20 protein-coding genes are annotated in these 19,078 nt (G+C 73.8%); 17 read left to right on the top strand and 3 right to left on the bottom strand.

Annotated elements, in window-relative coordinates; genetic code table 11:
• Both UK12_RS36835 and UK12_RS23665 read left to right on the top strand, forming a co-directional pair.
• Nucleotides 1-1,395: toxin glutamine deamidase domain-containing protein (locus tag UK12_RS36835; protein ID WP_156178883.1), on the top strand; the 1,395-nt coding region annotated here is incomplete at its 5' end.
• Nucleotides 1,392-2,705 carry an SUKH-4 family immunity protein gene (locus UK12_RS23665; protein WP_045305126.1) on the top strand — a complete coding sequence of 438 codons (1,314 nt, stop codon included), beginning with the start codon at nt 1,392-1,394 and terminating at the stop codon, nt 2,703-2,705. The genes UK12_RS36835 and UK12_RS23665, both read left to right, overlap by 4 nt.
• A 54-nt stretch (nt 2,706-2,759) precedes the next feature.
• Here UK12_RS23665 and UK12_RS23660 read toward each other — a convergent pair whose 3' ends face one another.
• Nucleotides 2,760-3,515, bottom strand: coding sequence for an alpha/beta fold hydrolase (locus tag UK12_RS23660; protein WP_045305125.1), 756 nt, complete (start codon nt 3,513-3,515; stop codon nt 2,760-2,762).
• A gap of 183 nt (nt 3,516-3,698) precedes the next feature.
• Here UK12_RS23660 and UK12_RS23655 point away from each other — a divergent pair, with 183 nt between their 5' ends.
• The 6 genes from UK12_RS23655 to UK12_RS23635 all read left to right on the top strand — a co-directional run bounded on the left by UK12_RS23655 (nt 3,699) and on the right by UK12_RS23635 (nt 9,892).
• Entirely contained in the window at nt 3,699-4,655 is a 957-nt protein-coding gene (locus UK12_RS23655) for a Ppx/GppA phosphatase family protein (protein WP_045305124.1), read from the top strand.
• Nucleotides 4,656-5,487: 832 nt separating this feature from the next.
• Nucleotides 5,488-6,291 (top strand): sugar phosphate isomerase/epimerase family protein, encoded by an 804-nt coding sequence (locus UK12_RS23650; protein ID WP_045305132.1) that lies wholly within the window; start codon nt 5,488-5,490, stop codon nt 6,289-6,291.
• Nucleotides 6,292-6,321: 30 nt separating this feature from the next.
• Nucleotides 6,322-6,459: a hypothetical protein gene (locus UK12_RS39935; protein WP_156178882.1), complete on the top strand. Its 138-nt coding sequence runs from the start codon at nt 6,322-6,324 to the stop codon at nt 6,457-6,459.
• On the top strand, nt 6,456-7,238 hold the full coding sequence (locus tag UK12_RS23645; protein WP_045305123.1) for a class I SAM-dependent methyltransferase: 783 nt from the start codon (nt 6,456-6,458) through the stop codon (nt 7,236-7,238). The genes UK12_RS39935 and UK12_RS23645 overlap by 4 nt, the downstream gene beginning before the upstream one ends.
• Nucleotides 7,239-7,382: 144 nt before the next feature.
• On the top strand, nt 7,383-9,227 hold the full coding sequence (ilvD, locus tag UK12_RS23640) for a dihydroxy-acid dehydratase (protein WP_045305122.1): 1,845 nt from the start codon (nt 7,383-7,385) through the stop codon (nt 9,225-9,227).
• Nucleotides 9,228-9,364: 137 nt separating this feature from the next.
• Nucleotides 9,365-9,892, top strand: a complete 528-nt coding sequence (locus tag UK12_RS23635; protein WP_045305121.1) for a hypothetical protein — start codon at nt 9,365-9,367, stop codon at nt 9,890-9,892.
• 55 nt (nt 9,893-9,947) lie between these two features.
• Here the strand turns inward: UK12_RS23635 and UK12_RS23630 are convergent, their stop codons facing one another.
• Both UK12_RS23630 and UK12_RS23625 read right to left on the bottom strand, forming a co-directional pair.
• A complete protein-coding gene (locus UK12_RS23630; RefSeq protein WP_045305120.1) occupies nt 9,948-10,382 on the bottom strand; it encodes an SCO2583/SCO2584 N-terminal domain-containing protein in 435 nt (144 codons plus the stop codon).
• An 87-nt stretch (nt 10,383-10,469) separates the two neighbouring features.
• A complete protein-coding gene (locus UK12_RS23625) occupies nt 10,470-10,919 on the bottom strand; it encodes a hypothetical protein (protein WP_156178881.1) in 450 nt (149 codons plus the stop codon).
• Nucleotides 10,920-11,249: 330 nt separating this feature from the next.
• Here UK12_RS23625 and proC point away from each other — a divergent pair, with 330 nt between their 5' ends.
• The 9 genes from proC (at nt 11,250) to UK12_RS23585 (ending at nt 19,048) form a co-directional block, all read left to right on the top strand.
• Nucleotides 11,250-12,074, top strand: a complete 825-nt coding sequence (gene proC, locus UK12_RS23620) for a pyrroline-5-carboxylate reductase (RefSeq protein ID WP_045305118.1) — start codon at nt 11,250-11,252, stop codon at nt 12,072-12,074.
• 24 nt (nt 12,075-12,098) lie between these two features.
• Nucleotides 12,099-12,764, top strand: coding sequence for an HAD family hydrolase (locus UK12_RS23615; protein WP_045305117.1), 666 nt, complete (start codon nt 12,099-12,101; stop codon nt 12,762-12,764).
• 111 nt (nt 12,765-12,875) lie between these two features.
• On the top strand, nt 12,876-14,057 hold the full coding sequence (locus UK12_RS23610; protein ID WP_045305116.1) for an MFS transporter: 1,182 nt from the start codon (nt 12,876-12,878) through the stop codon (nt 14,055-14,057).
• Nucleotides 14,058-14,115: 58 nt separating this feature from the next.
• Nucleotides 14,116-15,315 (top strand): acetoin utilization protein AcuC, encoded by a 1,200-nt coding sequence (locus tag UK12_RS23605; protein WP_045305115.1) that lies wholly within the window; start codon nt 14,116-14,118, stop codon nt 15,313-15,315.
• Nucleotides 15,312-16,265 (top strand): phosphatase, encoded by a 954-nt coding sequence (locus tag UK12_RS23600; protein ID WP_197085118.1) that lies wholly within the window; start codon nt 15,312-15,314, stop codon nt 16,263-16,265. The genes UK12_RS23605 and UK12_RS23600 overlap by 4 nt, the downstream gene beginning before the upstream one ends.
• Before the next feature lie 83 nt (nt 16,266-16,348).
• Nucleotides 16,349-16,558, top strand: a complete 210-nt coding sequence (locus UK12_RS23595) for a helix-turn-helix domain-containing protein (protein ID WP_045305114.1) — start codon at nt 16,349-16,351, stop codon at nt 16,556-16,558.
• 156 nt (nt 16,559-16,714) lie between these two features.
• Nucleotides 16,715-16,813, top strand: a complete 99-nt coding sequence (locus tag UK12_RS38385; RefSeq protein ID WP_003948845.1) for a 30S ribosomal protein bS22 — start codon at nt 16,715-16,717, stop codon at nt 16,811-16,813.
• Between the two features lie 158 nt (nt 16,814-16,971).
• A complete protein-coding gene (locus UK12_RS23590; protein ID WP_045305113.1) occupies nt 16,972-18,021 on the top strand; it encodes an NAD-dependent epimerase/dehydratase family protein in 1,050 nt (349 codons plus the stop codon).
• A 7-nt stretch (nt 18,022-18,028) separates the two neighbouring features.
• Complete coding sequence (locus tag UK12_RS23585) at nt 18,029-19,048, top strand: lysophospholipid acyltransferase family protein (RefSeq protein ID WP_045305112.1); 1,020 nt, start codon at nt 18,029-18,031, stop codon at nt 19,046-19,048.
• Nucleotides 19,049-19,078: the final 30 nt, after the last annotated feature.

Raw genomic sequence — 19,078 nt, 5'->3', positions numbered from 1 at the left:
TCGGTGGGCGGCTCGGTCGGCGGCGGTGCCACCGGTGGTCCGGTGGGCGGGCCGGTCGGCGCCGGCCCGGTGGTGACCGGACCGGTCGGGGGCACCCCGAGTGCCCCGGGCACGCCCGGCCTGCCCGGCGCCCCTGGTGGCGCGGTGGGCGGTCCCTTGGGCGGCCCGATCGGCGGGAGCGCGCCTGGTGCGCCCGGTGCGCCGACTGCGGCGGGTCAGCCGGTCGGCGGTGTGATCGGTGTCGGTACCGGCAGTGCGCCGCAGGACGCCCGTCCGGGTGCGGCGCCCAGGATGCCCGTCGCCACGCCCTTCCCGGGTGCGGGCCTCGGTGCGAACCCGGGCGCGGGTGCGGGCGGAACCGCGCCCGCACCGGCGCGGACCTACGGCGATCCGGTGGCCGACTTCCGCCGCCGCCCCGACCTGCCGATGCCCAACGAGGCCCACGGGACGTCCGGTTGGGCCGCCGTGCCGACCGGTGAACTCGGTGCCGCGTACCTGCTGGCCCGGATCGCGCGCCGCCGGGGCGTGCCGCTGCCGGGCGGGCCGGAGCACGAGCGCACCATCGCCGACAGCCGCCCGTACGGTGTGCCGGGCGGGCTCGGGCCGGTCGACCCCGCGCACCAGGCCGAGGCCGAACTCCGGGCGCCCCAGGCGGCCGAGGGCTTCGCCGCCCCGCACCCCGACCCGCGCACCGGGACCTGGACCGAGGTGCTCAACGGCGGCGGCTACCGCGAGCAGGGCCGCGCCAACAACTGCGTCGAGCTGTCGCTCTCCGGTCTCGACAGCTACGCCGGACACCCCACCTGTGGTGCCCCCCGGCTGCCGGACGGTCCTTCGGGCGAGCGCGGCGGGCGGGACCGGGCCGAGCGCGAACTCGGCACGCAGTTCCGCGACCTGGGCGACGGCGAGCAGGCGCACCTGCGGCTGGCCGAAGCCCTGCTGCACAGCGGCCACGGTGCGCAGGCGGTGCTGCTCACCACGGACGAGTTCGGCCGGTCGCACACCTGGAACGCCGCCGTGCACGCCGGTGCGATCACCTACCTGGACCACCAGACCGGCTGCCAGTCGGCCGTTCCGCTGTACGGCGCGGACCACGGCCTGTGGGCGATCGCGGTGGACGCGGAGTCCCGCCCGGTCGACCTGTCGGACATCCAACTCGCCGTCCCGGCGCCGAAGTCCGAGCCGAAGTCCGAGCCGAAGTCCGAGCCGAAGTCCGAGCCGAAGTCCGAGCCGAAGTCCGAGCCGAAGTCCGAGCCGACGCCGGAGCCGGAGGCGGACTCCACCCAGGCACCCGGCCGGCCCGCCGCCGCCCCGGAACAGCCCGCGCCCCCGCGTTCCCGGCTGACCATCCACCGCGCCTCCGCAGGCACCAGCGCGAGGAGCGCTCAGCGATGACCACCCGCGAACAGGCGATCGACGCCGCCCACCGATGGATCAACGGCGATCTGCCGCAGGAGGCGGCCCGCCCGGTCCAGTCCTACGAGTTCGACCTCGGCTGGGTGCTCTGGCCCGCCCCCGCACCCGTGCAGGTGGACCCGCTGACCGGCGCGCGCCGGGCCCCCGAGGAGATCGGCGCGGCCTGCGCCGTGGTGGACCGCGCGACCGGCGAGCTGAGCGTCTGGCCGTCCGTCCCGGTGGCGGAGGTGGTCCGGCTCTACCGCGACAAGCTGGGCGCCGGCCTGTACGAGCCCGCGCTGCCGCCCGTCACCGGGCCGGGCGTCCGGGCCGAGCTGACCTACCGCGACGAGTTCGGCGAACCGCAGACGCTGGTGCTGCACTCGGCCGCAGGCCGTCCGCACCCTGCGCTGCGCGCCTGGCGGCAGCTCGAACAGCAGGGCGTCCGGGCCCAGGACGTGGTGGCGGTCCACACCGATCTGAGCCTCGCGATGCTGCCCGGCGGGTACGCCGCGCAGGCGCTCGCCGAGGAACTGCCGTCGGCGCGGTTCAGCCACGAGCTGCGGTACGGGCCGTACTTCGACCACCGGGCGGCGGCGGTGCGGGAGTTGGTCGCCCGGATCCCGGCGGCCGGCCCCGACGGCAGGCACGCGGCGCCCAGGCCCAACCGGGTGCCGTTCCCGACGGCCGTCCCGCCAGCGCTGCCGGAGACCGCGCAGGTGCTGGCCGCCCGGCTCGCGGAGCGGTTCGGGCCCGAGGGCGCGCAACGCTTCGAGGAGGGCGAGGTGCTGGCGGCCGACCTGCCGGACTCGGTGGCCGTGCCGCTGCTCGACATCGGCCTGCCCACGGCGGTCGAGGGCTACTTCACCCTGCACCGCCCGGTCGCCGACGGCGTCCTGGACGGCAGCCGGGCCGAGTCGGTCCTGCCCGACGCGACGGCCTGGCTGGACGGCCTCGGACGCGGTCTGCGGGCCACCGGGGACGCGCGGCGGAACCTGCTCGGGCAGCGGCTCGTCGGCACCGACGGGTGGGCGCTGATCACCGTGGACACCGCGCGGGGCCGGGTCCGCGCGATCGACCCCGACACCGCGACCGCTCGCCACTGCAACGCCGACCTCACCGCGTTCGTCCGCTGCCTCACCCTGCTCGCCGAGTACCTGCCCCGCCTCCGCGACCTCCCGCCCTACGCGGCGGGCCCGGTGGTGGCCGAACTCCAGTGGGGGCTGGCCGGGCTGGACCGCACGGTGTTCACCGACCCGGAGAACTGGTGGGCCGTGGTGCTGGAACAGCTCTGGCAGGGCGTGCTCTAGCCCCTGTCGGGCCGCCCCCCGGCCTCGGGGGACGGCCCGGCAGGTCTCCTCGGGCTACCCGTTCAGGAACGACTCCAGGGCGGCCGCGAAGGCGACGGGGATCTCGTACATGGGGTAGTGACCGGAGTTGGGGAGGATTTCGAGGGTGGCGTCCGGGTAGTGGGTGAGCCAGGTGGCCCGCATCACCTCGGGGGTGAGGGCCAGGTCGTGCTCGCCGACGAAGACCCGGACCGGAAGGCGGCTGCCGGTGATCTTGGCGGCGAAGTCGAGGGTGCTCCAGTCGTCCAGGTAGGCGGCGAAGGCGTCGCGCCGGGAGAGGGCGAGGGACTGCGCGGTCATCCGGTCGAGCCAGGCGGCGGTGGCCCGGTGGCCGGTGACCAGGTCGAGGATGGCGCGGCGGTTGGCCGGGTGGTCGGCGGCGCCGTGGAAGAGCTCGTACGCCTCGCCCTCCAGCGGGTACGCGGAGGCCGGCACCCCGGCGATGCCGGCCAGCCGGCGCACCCGGTGCGGAGCCTCGACCAGCACGCGCTGCGCCGCCTTCCCGCCCATCGAGTGGCCGACCAGGGAGAAGGTGGCCCAGCCGAGCCGGTCGGCCAGCGCCAGGACGTCCTGGGCGATCTCGGCGAGGGTGAAGTCGCCCGGGACGTCGGCCCGCAGGCCGTAGCCCCGGTAGTCGAGGAACGCGTAGCTGAAGTTCTCGCCGTCCAGACAGTCCAGGAACGGCCCCCAGCCCGCGCTGGTGCCGAACCAGTCGTGCAGCACGATGACCCGGTGCCCGCCGGCGCCGATTACCCGGTGACTGATCGTCATATGTCGCTCCCGGTTGGTGATGTGGAACCAGGTTCCGCCGGGTGGCGATCCTCGGCAACCACTTCGCCGATGGCGGGCCGTGCCGGGCCGGTCCGGATGTGACGAAGTGTCAGATATTCAAGGGTCGGTCGGTCCGGCACAGGAGGCCAGGTCGGGGGAGGGCATCGCGTAGCGTGGAGAGTTATGCGACTCGGTGTGCTCGACGTAGGTTCCAACACCGTCCACTTCCTCGTGGTGGACGCCCACCCCGGTGCTGCCCCGCTGCCCGCGTACTCGCACAAGGCCGAGCTGAGGCTCGCCGAGCTGCTCGACGCGGCCGGCGCGATCACCACGGCCGGGGTGGACAAGCTGGTCGGCATGGTGGCCTCCTCGATAAGGGTGGCCGAGGACAAGGGCGTGGTGGACATGCTGCCCTTCGCCACCTCCGCCGTCCGGGAGGCCGCCAACGGTGAGGACGTGCTGCGCCGGGTCGCCGAGGAGACCGGCGTGGAGCTGCGGGTGCTCTCCGGCCAGGACGAGGCCCGGCTCACCTTCCTCGCGGTCCGCCGCTGGTTCGGCTGGTCGTCCGGGCGCCTGCTCAACTTCGACATCGGCGGCGGCTCGCTGGAGATCGCCTGCGGGCTGGACGAGCAGCCCGACGTCGCCTGCTCCCTTCCGCTCGGTGCCGGTCGGCTGACCGCCCAGCTGCCCGGGGACGTGGCCGACCCCGACGACGTACGGGAGCTGCGGCGCCAGATCAGGGCCGAGATCGCCCAGGTGGTCGGCGAGTTCGCCCGGCTCGGCGCCCCGGACCACGCGGTCGCCACCTCCAAGACCTTCAAGCAGCTGGCCCGGATGACCGGCGCCGCCCCCGCCGACTCCGGACCGCTGGTGCAGCGCAGGCTCACCAGAGCCGGCCTGGCCGCCTGGGTCCCCAGGCTGGCCGGGATGACCGTCGCGCAGCGCGCCCAGATCCCCGGGGTCTCCGAGGGGCGGGCGCGGCAGCTGCTGGCCGGGGCGATGGTCGCCGACGCGGCGATGGACCTCTTCGGCCTGGACGGGCTCGACGTCTGCCCCTGGGCGCTGCGCGAGGGCATCATCCTGCGCCGTCTGGACGCCATGGACAGCCCCGCCGACCGCCGCCCTGCCCTGACGGGGTGAAGCCCCTCCGGGGCGGTCGGGCGCGCCCGTGAGGGGGCGGGGAACGGGGAGGCGGCCGAGCCGGCGGGACGGCTGCCCCTGGTGGGCGTACGGCGCGCTTCCGCCGGAGCCGGTACGGCGTCGGAGCCCCTCCCTTCCGGGCCCGCAGCCGGTCGGACCCGGCCTCGCGGCCCACGGCGGCACCACCCGGCGAGGTCTGCCACCGGCCCCGCGGCGGCCGGCTCCCGATCACACCGGACCAGGGTGAGCACGCCCACACCGGGCCGGGACACGGTCCCATTCGGCTGTCCTGCCGCTTACGCTGTCTCCCGTGGCGGAACCAGCGGACGAGGACGGTACGCAGGCGGGCCGCGCTGCTGGTGAAGACGCCGGGCAGCCGCGGCCGGGCAGGCCGCGCCGGACCAGGGCGAGCGCCGCTGCCAAGCGGACGCCGGAACCCGGGCAGGGCGGCGCAGCGGCCACCGGGCGGCCGGGGCTGGGGGAGCGGGCCGCCGAGGCCGCCTCCCGGACGGCCAGGACCGTGAAGGCCGTGAAGGCCGTGAAGGCTGCGAAGTCCGCGAAGTCCGCCGAGGCCGCGAAGCCCGCCACCGCGAAGAGCACGAAGTCCGCCAAGGTCGCGCAGGCGGTCAAGGCCGTGAAGTCGGCGACCGCCGCGAAGTCCGCCCAGTCCCCCCAGCGGCGCAGGACGGCCACCGGTGCCACCAGTGCCACCGAAGCGACCAAGACGACCAAGACCGCCGCGAAGCGCACCAGGACGGCGCGTCGGAAGGCCCCCGAGCCCGCCCCCCTGCTGCGCACCACCGACCGCCTGGTGCTCCCGCCGCACCCGAAGCTGCACGTCCCGGACACCAAGGTGGTGCTCTCCACCGCCTCGGTCTACCCCGCGACCACCGCCACCGCCTTCGAGCTCGCCGCCAAGCTCGGCTACGACGGCATCGAGGTGATGGTCTGGAACGACCCGGTCAGCCAGGACATCGAGGCCCTGCGCCGGCTCTCCGACCTGCACCGGATGCCGATCCTGGCCGTCCACGCGCCCTGCCTGCTGATCACCCAGCGGGTCTGGACCACCGATCCGTGGACCAAGCTGGTCCGCGCCCGCGCGGCCGCCGAGAAGCTGGGCGCGGACACCGTGGTGGTCCACCCGCCGTTCCGCTGGCAGCGCCAGTACGCCCGGGAGTTCGTCGAGGGGATCGGCCGGATGGCGGGCGAGACCGAGGTCCGCTTCGCGGTCGAGAACATGTATCCCTGGCGCTACCGGGACCGCGAGGTGCTGGCGTACGCGCCGGGCTGGGACGTCACCGAGGAGGAGTACCGGCACTTCACCATCGACCTCTCGCACGTCGCGACCTCCCGGATCGACGCCTTCGCGATGGCCGACCGGATGGGCAGCCGCCTCGCCCACGTCCACCTCGCGGACGGTTCGGGGTCCGGCAAGGACGAGCACCTCATCCCGGGCCGGGGCAAGCAGCCCTGCGCCGAGCTGCTGGAACGCCTCGCCAGGACCGGTTTCGACGGCCACGTGGTGCTGGAGGTCAACACCCGCCGGGCCGCTTCCCCCGCCGAACGCGAGGCCGATCTCGCCGAGGCCCTCGCCTTCACCCGCCTGCACCTGGCCACCCCCGCGCGCGTACGCTGACCGCAGGGGACACCGGACCGGGGGCAGGACATGACGGATCTTCAGCACCTGGAGCAGCGGGAGCTGTTGCCCGCCGCCGAACGGGCCGCGCTGCGCGCCGAGTTCCCGGACGGCGCGGTCACCGAGCCGTACGTGCTGGCCGTCGTCGTCGCGGTGACCCGGGCATGACGGCCTCGATCTGGCGGGACCGGGCCGCCTCCTTCGGTGCGGTCGCGGCGGACTACGACGCGGCTCGGCCCTCGTACCCGGATGCGCTGTTCGACGAGATCGAGCGGCTCGGCGGACGGCTGTTGAGCGGTTCGGTGGTGCTGGACGTCGGGGCGGGGACGGGGATCGCGACCCGGTTGCTGGCGGGCCGGGGTGCCCGGGTGACGGCGGTGGAGCCGAGTGCCGGGATGGCCGCCCGGCTGCATGCGGTGTCTCCCGGGATCCCGCTGGTCAGGGGGGTCGGCGACGCACTGCCGTGCCGCGATGCGACGGCGGATCTGATCACGTATGCGCAGGCGTTCCACTGGACCGCCCCGGACCGGTCGATCCCCGAGGCGATCCGGGTCCTGCGCCCCGGCGGCGCGCTCGCGGTCTGGCGCAACGACCGGGACCGCCGGACCGCGTGGGCCGAGGCCCAGCTCGACCGGCTGATGGCCGGGGTGTCGTCGCTGACCGGCCCGTCGCCGGGGGCCGAGCGGACCGACATCGGCCGGGTCGGCGGCCTGATCGCCGGGTACGGCCTGCGGGTGGGTACCGCGGAGATCGCCTGGCAGCGCGAGGTGCCGGTCGACACCGCCCTCGCCGACCTGCGGTCCAAGTCCTTCATCGCGGTGCTGTCGGAGGAGGAGCGGGAGTCGGTGCTGGCCGCCGAACGGGCAGCGCTGCTGGCCGAGTTCCCGGCCGGGATGCTTCCCGAGCCCTTCGTGGCGCGGCTGACGGTGGGGGTCACGGCCGGCTGACGCCGCCGACGGCGCGGCCTGACCGCATGGCGGACGAACTGTGCGTACGGCCCGAAGGGCGGCGTACGCTCGGTAGCTACAGCGGCCCTGCGCCCCCTCAACCGAAGCAGACGGCCGCGCGCAGTCTCCGAAGGAGTGGAGCGAATGCCCGAGCTGAGGTCCCGTACGGTCACCCACGGTCGCAACATGGCTGGCGCCCGGGCGCTTCTCAGGGCGGCGGGCGTAGCCCGGGAGGACTTCGGAAAGCCGATCATCGCGGTGGCCAACTCGTTCACCGAGTTCGTGCCGGGGCACACCCACCTCCAGCCGGTCGGCCGGATCGTCTCCGAGGCGATCAAGGAGGCGGGCGGTATCCCGCGCGAGTTCAACACCATCGCGGTGGACGACGGCATCGCCATGGGCCACGCCGGCATGCTCTACTCGCTGCCCTCCCGCGACCTGATCGCCGACTCGGTCGAGTACATGGTCAACGCGCACTGCGCGGACGCGCTGATCTGCATCTCCAACTGCGACAAGATCACCCCCGGCATGCTGATGGCCGCGCTGCGCCTCAACATCCCGACCGTGTTCGTCTCCGGCGGCCCGATGGAGGCCGGCAAGGCCACCCTGGTCGACGGCACCGTGCGCAAGCTCGACCTGGTCGACGCGATCTCGCAGGCGGTCAACGAGAACGTCTCCGACGAGGACATCGCGATCATCGAGGAGAACGCCTGCCCGACCTGCGGTTCCTGCTCGGGCATGTTCACCGCCAACTCGATGAACTGCCTCACCGAGGCGATCGGCCTCTCGCTCCCCGGCAACGGCTCGGTGCTGGCCACCCACACCGCCCGCAAGGCCCTCTACGAGCGCGCCGGGCACAACGTGGTCGAGCTGGCCCGGCGGCACTACCACGGGGACGACGAGTCCGTCCTGCCGCGCAACATCGCCACCCGGGCGGCCTTCGAGAACGCGATGGCCCTCGACATCGCGATGGGCGGCTCCACCAACACCATCCTGCACCTGCTCGCCGCCGCCCAGGAGGCCGAGCTGGACTTCGACATGCGCGACATCGACGCCATCTCGCGCAAGGTGCCGTGCCTGTCGAAGGTCGCCCCCAACGGCAACTACTACATGGAGGACGTCCACCGGGCCGGCGGCATCCCCGCCATCCTGGGCGAGCTCTACCGCGCCGGACTGCTCAACGAGGACGTCCACACCGTCCACTCCGACTCGCTCGCCGAGTGGCTCAAGACCTGGGACGTGCGCGGCGGTTCACCGTCCGCCGAGGCCGTCGAGCTGTGGCACGCCGCCCCCGGCTGCGTCCGGTCGGCCACCGCCTTCTCGCAGTCCGAGCGCTGGGAGACGCTGGACACCGACGCGGCCCGCGGCTGCATCCGCGACCTCGAGCACGCCTACTCCCTGGAGGGCGGCCTCGCCGTGCTCTACGGCAACATCGCCGAGGACGGCTGCGTGGTGAAGACCGCGGGCGTGGACGAGTCGATCTGGACCTTCAGCGGCCCGGCGGTCGTGGTCGAATCCCAGGACGACGCGGTCGAGGCGATCCTCGCCAAGCGGGTCAAGGAGGGCGACGTCGTCGTCATCCGCTACGAGGGCCCCAAGGGCGGCCCCGGCATGCAGGAGATGCTCTACCCCACGTCCTTCCTGAAGGGCCGCGGCCTCGGCAAGTCCTGTGCCCTGATCACGGACGGCCGGTTCTCCGGCGGCACCTCGGGCCTCTCCATCGGCCACGTCTCGCCCGAGGCGGCCTCCGGCGGCGCCATCGCGCTGATCGAGGACGGCGACCTCATCACGATCGACATCCCCGGCCGGAAGATGACCCTGGAGGTCTCCTTCGAGGAACTGCACGAGCGGCGCCTCAAACTGGAGTCCGAGGGCGGCTACCGGCCCAAGTCCCGCCAGCGCCAGGTCAGCGCCGCGCTGCGGGCGTACGCGGCGATGGCCACCTCGGCCGACAAGGGCGCCGTCCGCGACGTGAGCCGACTCGGCTGACGGACCAGCGCCACCGGAGGGAGCCGCCGCACGGCCGGGCGGTTCCCCGCCGTTCCACCCGCCGTTCCCTCCGGGGGCCCGCCGGGGCGGGCCGTGCCCTTCGAGGTCCGGAGGCGGGCCCGGTCATAATCGGACCCGTGACCGAGCAGCGCACCACCCCCAGCACGCCCCCGAACCGAGCCCCCGAGCCGGAGCCCATCCGCTGGTTCGGCACCAGCTGGGTCGACCGCGGCGCCGACTACCGGGTGCGCCGGGTGCTCGTCCCGGTCGGTGCGCTGGTCTGCACCGTCGCCGGAGCGCTGGTCCTGCGCTTCGCCGTCACGGGCGTCCGGATGTCCGAGTCCGGCGGCTTCGTCTACGGGCTGCTGATCGCCGCCATCGCCGTCTGCTCCTGCCTCGCCGCGCTGCGCAACTGGAAGCTGCTCGCCGAGGGCCGGGAGTCCCTGACCGGCTGGATGGCCGAGGACAAGTCGCTCGGTGTGGTCTGGCTGATCGGGGTGGTGGGCGCGCTGGTCGCGTACTTCGTCCGCAGCCTGGTCGAGGCCCCCGGTGAGAGCGTCAAGCGCGCGGGCTACGACCAGGCGCGGATGCGGTACGAGCGCCGGCAGGCCGACCGAGGAGGCAGGCCGGGCAGCCAGGGCAGGACCGGCAAGCGCAAGCGCTGACGCTGCCGAGCGGTCCCCGGCCGCCGTCCGCCAGGGGAAGGGACGTGAAGGCGCCCTACGGCGTCCAGCCGACCGGTCTGGCCACCGGGCTGTCCGTGCCGGGCGTCGGCGCGGGTGAGGCCGGCGGCGCGAGCGGGGTCTGGGTCTGCTGGATCACCGGAGGCGTCGGTGACGGCCTGCCGCCCGTCGCGAGCTGGAGGCTGAGCAGGACCAGGCCGATGACCAGCGCCACGATCAGCCAGGACTGCCAGCGCCGGCCGACCCGCCCCTGCAGTCGGCCGACGCCGCCCGCCCGGCGCCGTGCCGGAGTCTGCGGCCGGACGGGTTCCGGGGGCTCGCGCTGCCACTTGGCGGCGAGCATCCGGGCGCGTCCGGACTGCTCCTTCACGGTCGCGGACCGGACGAACTCCTCGTCCAGGACCAGGTTTTCGAACGGGTCGCCCGCTGGCTCGTCCCCGGGGCGCGGATGCGGGTCTTCGGCTGTCGGCACACGGTCAGTATGGCGAGCCGGGACCGCAAACATGCGGGCGGGGCGGCCAGTTGTAGAACTGTGACCGCCCCGAGCCGGCCGGCCGCGCTAGGCGCCGCGCCTGGCGCGCTTCACCGAACCGACCACCCCGGCGACCACCAGCAGGATGCCTGCCGGCAGCAGTGAGCTGAACAGCGCGCCGAACAGTCCCCAACCGCCCAGCAGGGCAAGGGTCAGCGTGTTCAGCACCAGCAGGGCGCCGGCGGCGGGCAGCGCCGACCGCCACGGGTGCTCGTCGGCCCAGCGGGCCAGCCGCCGGTCCGCGGTGTCCCGGCGGAGCTTCCCGCCCACCGCGCCGACCAGGAAGAAGAAGAACAGGGCCAGCCCGACCGGTCCGGCCAGGATGTCCATGGACCAGTGACCGGTGACGGCGTCCACCCCGAGCGCCGCCCCGCCGACCACCACGCCGACGGCCGCAGCCGTCCGCCAGGGCCCGAGCGTGGCCGATGCCACGGCGAGCTGCCGGGTCTCACTTCGTGACAAATCTGCGTGTCCCATGCCTCCACGGTGCTCCGTGCGGGCCCGGGACGCCAGGGCGGCGGACCCTGAGTTTCCCCGTAAGGGGGCCGCCGGGGGCGGTGTCGGCCCGCACCGGGAGCGGTACGGGCCGACGGGACGGCCGTTCACCCACGGCGCGGTGCGATGCGCCGTCCGGCGGCTGCCTCACGGTGCCCTGACCGGCTGCCAGAAGCCTTACGGAGTTCTCTGGCAGGCGGCCCTGACGGCCGAGGTCTCCCCTGCGCTGCTGTCCGACCGAGGGCTGGACACGGCCGTGCCGCGACTGCCCGGAGTGCGAGGATGGCCGGACAGCGTACCCAAGGAGCGGCCATGAGCAGCAGTGCACACGGGCAGAAGATCGCCTTCCTCGGCACCGGCAAGATCGGGGAGGCCCTGCTCTCCGGTCTGCTGCGCGCGGGCAAGGACCCGGCGGACGTCCTGGTCACCGCCCGCCGTCCGGAGCGTGCGGCCGAGCTCGCCGCCCGCTACGGGGTCACCACCGTCTCCAACGCCGAGGCGGCCAAGCTCGCGGACACCCTGATCCTGGCCGTGAAGCCGCAGGACATGGGCACCCTGCTGGAGGAACTCGCCCCGCACGTCGGCGCCGACCGGCTGGTGATCTCGGCCGCCGCCGGCATCCCGACCGCCTGGTTCGAGGCGCGGCTGGCGGCGGGCACGCCGGTGGTCCGGGTGATGCCCAACACGCCGGTACTGGTGGACGAGGGCATGAGCGTGATCTCGGGCGGCTCGCACGCCGAGGAGGCCCACCTGGCGCGGGCGGAGGAGATCTTCCGCTCGGTCGGCAAGGCGCTGCGGCTGCCGGAGTCCCAGCAGGACGCGGCCACCGCGCTGTCCGGCTCGGGCCCGGCGTACTTCTACTTCCTGGTGGAGGCGATGACCGACGCGGGCATCCTGCTCGGGCTGCCCCGGCAGGTGGCGCACGACCTGATCGTGCAGTCGGCGATCGGCGCCTCGGTCATGCTGCGGGACTCCGGCGAGCATCCGGTCAAGCTGCGCGAAGCGGTCACCTCGCCGGCCGGGACGACCATCGCGGCCATCCGCGAGCTGGAGAACCACGGGGTCCGGGCCGCACTGCTCGGCGCGCTGGAGGCGGCCCGCGACCGCTCCCGCGAACTGGCGGGCGGCGGCAGGTGAGCGGGGCCCAGTAGCCTGGGGCCGGTGAGCTATGACCTGGTGATCTTCGACAATGACGGTGTGCTCGTGGACAGCGAGCCGATCTCCAACCGGACGCTGGCCGAGTACCTGACCGAACTCGGCTACCCCACCGCCATCGAGGACTCCTACCGGGACTTCATGGGCTGCGCCGCGCACACCGTGCACGACGTCATCGCCGAGCGGTACGGGGCGCGGCTGCCCGAGCGCTTCGACGAGCTCTTCCACGACCGGGTGTTCACCGCCTTCCGGAGCGAACTCACCGCCGTACGCGGCGCCGAGCAGGTGCTCAAGGCCCTCCAGCAGGCCGGGATCCCGTACTGCGTGGCCTCCTCCGCGCACCACCAGTGGATCCGTACCGCGCTCGACCTCACCGGCCTGCGCGGGTACCACGCGGAGGAGCGGATCTTCAGCGCCCAGGACGTCGGCATCGGCAAGCCCGCCCCCGACCTCTTCCTGCACGCGGCCCGCACCCTCGGGGTGGACCCCGCGCGCTGCCTGGTGATCGAGGACAGCCGCAACGGCGTCCTCGCCGCCCGCGCCGCCGGGATGGACGTGTACGGCTACGCGGCCCTCACCGATCCCGCCAGGCTCACCGCCGCCGGGGCGACCGGCCTGCTCGCCGAACTCCCGGAGCTGCTCGACCTGGTGGGGCTCGGCGCGAACGGCTGAGGTTTTTCGAAAGAGTCCGACCTGACCCCTCCCGCAACCGTCCCGAAGGACCTACGCTCGCGGCCAACATCTTTCGTACCGGCCGGTAGCGTCGGGGGAGCGGGGTCGGCGATGCAGCAAGCCGTGGACGGAAGACTGCGCCGGGCCCGGGCCGCGCTGGCGGTCGGCTTCCTGTTGCAGGGCACCGCGTTCGCGCTGCTGGTGACCAGCATCCCCGAGATCCAGCAGCGGTACGGGCTGAGCGACTCGCTGCTGCCGGTGTTCCTCGCGGCCGTGCCGATCCTGGCCGGGGTGGGCTCGGTCGGCTCCGAGCAACTGGTGAAGCGGAGCAGCGCGCGCGGGGTGCTGCGGACCGTCCAGCCCGCCGTCTGCCTCACCCTCGCCGCGGCCGGGCTCGGCGACCGGCTCTGGCAACTGGCCCTCGCACTCGGGCTGTTCGGGCTGCTGGTCGGCGCGCTCGACGCGAGTATGAACATGCTCGGGGTCGGCCTCCAGCACCGGTACGGGCGCAGCATCATGCTCGGCTTCCACGCCGCGTTCAGCCTGGGTGCCATCCTCGGCGGCGGGATCGCCTGGCTCGGCGCGCACGACGACCTGAGCCTGTTCACGCTGTTCGGGACCACCGCGGCGGTACTCGTCCCGCTGGCGCTGCTGGCCGGTACGCGCTTCCCCGGGCCGGCCGAACTCGGCGACGCGGTACGGGAGGCGGCCGAGGCGGCGGCCCGGTCCATCCCGTGGCGGCCGCTGCTGCCGCTCTGCGTGGCGATGGCCGCCGCCTACATCGCGGACGCCTCGGTCTCCAACTACAGCGTCAAGTACCTCACCGACGGGCTGCACAGCGCCGACGACGTGGCCAAGCTGTCCTACCTCGGGTACATGGTCGCCATGCTGCTCGGGCGGACGCTCGGCGACCGCGGGGTGCAGCGGTGGGGGCCGGTGGCCGTGGTGCGGACCGGTGCGGCGGTGGCCGCGCTCGGGTTCGCGATCGCCGCGGCGGCGCCGGGGCCCGCGGTCGGCATCGCCGGGTTCACCCTGCTGGGCCTGGGCATCTGCGCGATCATCCCGCAGGTCTTCGCGGCGGGCGGACGGCTCTTCCCGCAGGACTCCGACGCCGCCGTGGCCCGGCTCAACCTCTTCAACTACGTGGGTTTCCTGCTGGGTTCCCCCCTGGTCGGCGCCCTCGCCGACGCCGCCTCCTACCGGCTGGCCCTGCTCGCCCCGCTCGCCCTGATCCTCCTGATCGTCCCGCTCGGCAACCACTTCGCTCCGGACCGGCGGCACCGGGTCTCCTGACGCGTGCGGCCGGGGTCGCCGTCGCCCCCGGCGCAGGCGCGTGCACTACCGTGGTGGCATGTCCGAAGCCGAGCGTGACACCCCCTGCGGCCTGCACCTCTACTGGGACGAGGCCGTCACCGCCTACGACTTCGGCCCCGGCCACCCGATGGACCCGACCCGGCTGGCGCTCACCATGCGACTGGTCGAGGCCCTCGGCCTGACCACCGCGCCCGGCGTGACCGTACGGGCCGCGCCGCCGGCCGGCGACTCCACCCTGCGGCTGGTGCACAGCGGCGAGTACGTGGAGGCGGTCAGACGCGTCGCCGCCGATCCGGACAGCACCGACCGGCAGCACGGCCTGGGCACCGAGGACAACTGGGCGTTCGCCGCCCAGCACACCGCCTCGGCGCTGATCGCGGGCCAGTCGGTGGCCGCCGCCGAGGCGGTGTGGAGCGGCGAGGCCCGACACGCCGTCAACTTCGCCGGCGGACTGCACCATGCGATGCCCGGCCGCGCCTCCGGATTCTGCGTGTACAACGACCCGGCGCTCGCCATCGCCCGCCTGCTGGAGCTGGGCGCCGAGCGGGTCGCCTACGTGGATGTGGACGTACACCACGGGGACGGTGTGCAGCAGGCGTTCTGGGACGACCCCAGGGTGCTGACCGTGTCGATCCACGAGCACCCGGCCACGCTCTTCCCGCAGACCGGCTGGTCCACCGAGACCGGCGGTCCGAACGCACCGGGCTCGGCCGCCAACCTCCCCCTGCACGCGGGCACCGGCGACAGCGGCTGGCTGCGCGCCTTCCATGCCCTGGTGCCCGAACTGCTCGCCGCCTTCCGGCCGCAGGTCCTGGTCAGCCAGCACGGTGCCGACACCCACGTCGAGGACCCGCTCGCGCACCTGGCGGTCACCGTCGACGCCCAGCGGATGATCGCCGAGTCGATGCACGAGCTCGCCCACCAGTACGCCGACGGCCGCTGGGTCGCCACCGGCGGGGGCGGCTACGCGGTGGTGGACGTGGTCCCGCGCGCCTGGACCCACCTGGTCGCCACCGCCGCCGGGCAGCCGGTCGACCCGGCCACCGAGACCCCGGAGGGCTGGCGGGCCGAGGTCCTGCGCCGCACCGGGCGGCCGGCCCCGCTGCGGATGACCGACGGCGCCAAGCCGCACTGGCGGGACTTCCACGACTACGGCTACGACCCCGGCGACCGCCTCGACCAGGCGATCCTGGCCGCCCGCCGCGCGGTCTACCCGCACCACGGCCTCCTGCCGTGACCAGCCGGGAGCCGGCGGGCGCGGATCCGGCGGGCCCGGATGCGGCGGCTCCCGGGCCGACGGCTTCCGAGCCCCGCGAGCGGCTGCGCGCCCACCTGCTCCGCCACCGCCTGGCGGGAGGGCGGATCCCGACCCCCCGGCAGAAGAACCTCCGCAGCTACCGCCTGTTCGGCCAGGGCGACCCGCAGGCCCTGATGGGCCTGGACCCGGAACGCCGCTGGGGCCCGGGGGCGGTCCTCGACCTGATGGCCGAACGCTGTGGTGTCCGCCCCGAGTTCGGCTACGGCCACGGCCAGGACACCATCGACCCCGAACGCACCCTGGACGCCCTGGACCGGCTCGCCGCCCTGCTGCGCCGCACCGCCCGGAGTCGGGGGCGGGTGCTCGCGGGCACCGGGCACCCGACCAGGCTGCCCGCCTTCCACGGGGCGCTCGTACGGGCACTGGAGGCATCGGGGTGCGCCGTGCTCACACCGGCGCGGGGCGCGCGCTTCCGTGAGCCCACCCCCGACGGGCAGCGCACCTGCACCCTGGACTACCTCGGCCCGGTGGCGGTGGTCCGATCCCTTGACGCCGCACCGGGCCGAAGCGGAAGAATCCCTGTCGGAACCACCGGCGGTCTGCTGCACACCCACTCCCCGCAGCCCGTACGGCTGGCACTGAGCGCCCTCGCCGCAGCCGGACAGGCGCCGCCCGACCTGGTGCTGGGCGACCACGGCTGGCTCTGCGGAGCCGGCCGGCTGGGGGTGCCGGCGGGCGGGCTCGCGGACTCCAACGACCCCGCGCCCTTCGTCGGCGAGGCCGAGGGCACGGTCGCGGTGGCGGTGCCGGTGGACGACGGTGCGCACCCGGAGTGCTACAGAGCGCTGAGTGACTACGTACTGCAACGGGCGGATCTCGCACCGTACAGAGACTGGGCTTCCCCCTCTTCCCACTGGTACCACCCATAACTACTCTGGGGATACACGTGTGCCGGTGGAGTCACCGGAGGGGAAGCCGGTGCCTTGCACACGGGTAAGGGTCGGGTGAGGTCATGAGTGCTGGCGAACGCCCCCTGCAGGAGGTCGTCTTCCTGACCGTGGCGGAGGTTGCCTCGGTGATGCGGGTGTCCAAGATGACGGTCTACCGCCTGGTGCACAGTGGAGAGCTTCCGGCCATCCGGGTCGGCCGCTCCTTCCGGGTGCCCGAACAGGCGGTCCACGAGTACCTGAAGGAGTCCTACGTGCGGCTCGAGAGCGCGTAGGCACGAGCCGACCGGGCAGGGTCGTTCGCCGCCGATTAACCGTTTGTCCCGGCCGCGATTACAGTGCTGGTCATCCGGACGGTAGGCTAGGCCCTCCGTCAGTCGTATGGACTCCGTCTCTCACGGGCGAGAGTCTGAGTGAGCGAGGGTAGTTCCGTGGGCTCTGTCATCAAGAAGCGTCGCAAGCGTATGGCCAAGAAGAAGCACCGCAAGCTTCTGAAGCGCACTCGCGTTCAGCGTCGCAACAAGAAGTAACACCTCCGGGACGCCCCGCGCACCAGGTGGATCCACCGCCCGCCCAGACGAATTTCCGTCCGGGCGGGCGGTGGCGTTTTCGGTGCGGAAACACCCGCGCGGTACGGTGCAGTCAGGGGTTCGAGCCCCGGACACGGCGGCGAGGAGGACACGAGGCAGTGGGCAGGGTCGTGCTCGTCACCGGCGTGGCACGCCATCTCGGTGCCCGCTTCGCGGCGGAGGTCAGCCGCGCCCCCGATGTCGACCTGGTGGTCGGCGTGGACGTCCGTCCGCCGCACGGCGAGCTGCCGACCGGCTGCCGGTTCGTCCAGGTCGACCTGCGCCGTCCCTCCATCGCGCGGGTGATGGCCGAGCACGGCGTCGACACCGTGGTCCACCTCACCGTCAGCGCCACCGGGCCCGGTGGCCGGGCGGCGGTGAAGGAGACCAACGTCATCGGCACCATGCAGCTGCTCGGCGCCTGCCAGAAGGCCCCGGACCTGCGCCGCCTGGTGGTGAAGTCCACCACCGGGGTCTACGGTTCCGCGCCCCGCGACCCGGCGGTCTTCGGCGAGCGGATGCAGCCCAAGGACCTGCCGCGCGGCGGCTTCGCCAAGGACGCCGCCGAGGTCGAGGGCTACGTACGCGGCTTCGCCCGCCGCCGCCCCGACGTCGCGGTCACCGTGCTGCGCTTCGCCAACATCGTCGGCCCGGCCGGGGACACCCCCCTCGCCGAGTACTTCGCGCTGCCCGTCCTGCCGACCGTGCTCGGGCACGACCCCCGCCTGCAGTTCATCCACGAGGACGATGCCGTCGAGGTCCTGCGGCTGGCGGCCGGCGAGCCCGGGCCCGGCAGCACCAACACCGGCACCTTCAACGTGGCCGGCGACGGCGTCCTGCTGCTCTCTCAGTGCGCCCGGCGCCTGGGCAGGCCGACCGTGCCGCTGCTGCTGCCCGCACTCGGCCTGGTCGCGAGCGTGGTCCGGCAGACCAGGCTGGCCGACATCTCGCCCGAGCAGATCCGGCTGCTCACCCACGGCCGAGTGGTGGACACCACCCAGCTGCGCGAAACCTTCGGGTACGTACCGAAGTTCACCACACCGGAAGCCTTCGCCGACTTCGCCGCCGCGCAGTCCGCCGGGCTCCTGCCGCCCGAACGCCTCACCGCCGTCACCGACCGGCTGACCGCGCTGCTCGGCACCGACCACACCGACGCCCCGAGGAGCTGAGGCCGCGATGACTGCCGCGAGAGAGTACGCCAGGGGCGAGGCCAAGGTCATCCCGATCGAGTCCGCGCCCAGCTGGCACGGCGACCGGAGAGGGGACGCGGCGGAGCGGTTCGCCGACCGCGTCGCCGGGGCCGTCGGCGGCGCGCTGGCCGGAAAGCTCGGCCCGGCAGCCACCCGCGCCTTCGGCAAGGGCTGGGAGGACCGTGCCGCCAACGGCCTCGCCTTCCTGCGCCGCCGGATCACCGGCGACTACGAGGTGGACGAGTTCGGCTTCGACCGCGAACTCACCGAGGAGGTCTTCCTGTCGGCGCTGCGCCCGCTCGCGGAGAAGTACTTCCGGGTCGAGGTGCGGGGGATCGAGAACATCCCGAGCGAGGGCGGCGTGCTGATCGTCGCCAACCACTCCGGCACCATCCCGCTGGACGCCCTGATGACCCAGGTCGCCATCCACGACCACCACCCCAGGCAGCGGCACCTGCGGATGCTCGCCGCCGACCTGGTCTTCGTCCTGCCGGTGGCGGGCGAACTCGCCAGGAAGGCCGGGCACACCCTGGCCTGCAACGAGGACGCCCAGGCGCTGCTGGAACGCGGCGAGGTGGTGGGGGTGTGGCCCGAGGGCTTCAAGGGGATCGGCAAGCCGTTCTCGGAGCGGTACAAGCTGCAGCGCTTCGGCCGCGGCGGATTCGTCGCCTCGGCGCTGCGGGCGCAGGTGCCGATCGTGCCCTGCTCGATCGTCGGGGCCGAGGAGACCTACCCGATGATCGGCAACGCCAAGACGCTGGCCCGGCTGCTCGGCCTGCCGTACGTGCCGATCACGCCGACCTTCCCGTGGCTCGGGCCGCTCGGGGCGGTCCCGCTGCCCACCAAGTGGACCATCCAGTTCGGCGAACCGATCCCGACCGACAGCCACCCGCCGGAGGCGGCGGACGACCCGATGCTCGTCTTCAACCTGACCGACCAGGTGCGCGAGACCATCCAGCACACCCTGTACAAGCTGCTCGTGCAGCGGCGCTCGGTCTTCTTCTGAGCGGGCTCCCCGCGCCCCGAGGGGTGCCCC

The sequence above is a fragment of the Saccharothrix sp. ST-888 genome, assembly GCF_000955975.1.
Taxonomy (GTDB): domain Bacteria; phylum Actinomycetota; class Actinomycetes; order Streptomycetales; family Streptomycetaceae; genus Kitasatospora.
This window is presented reverse-complemented; position numbering and strand designations above follow the sequence as displayed.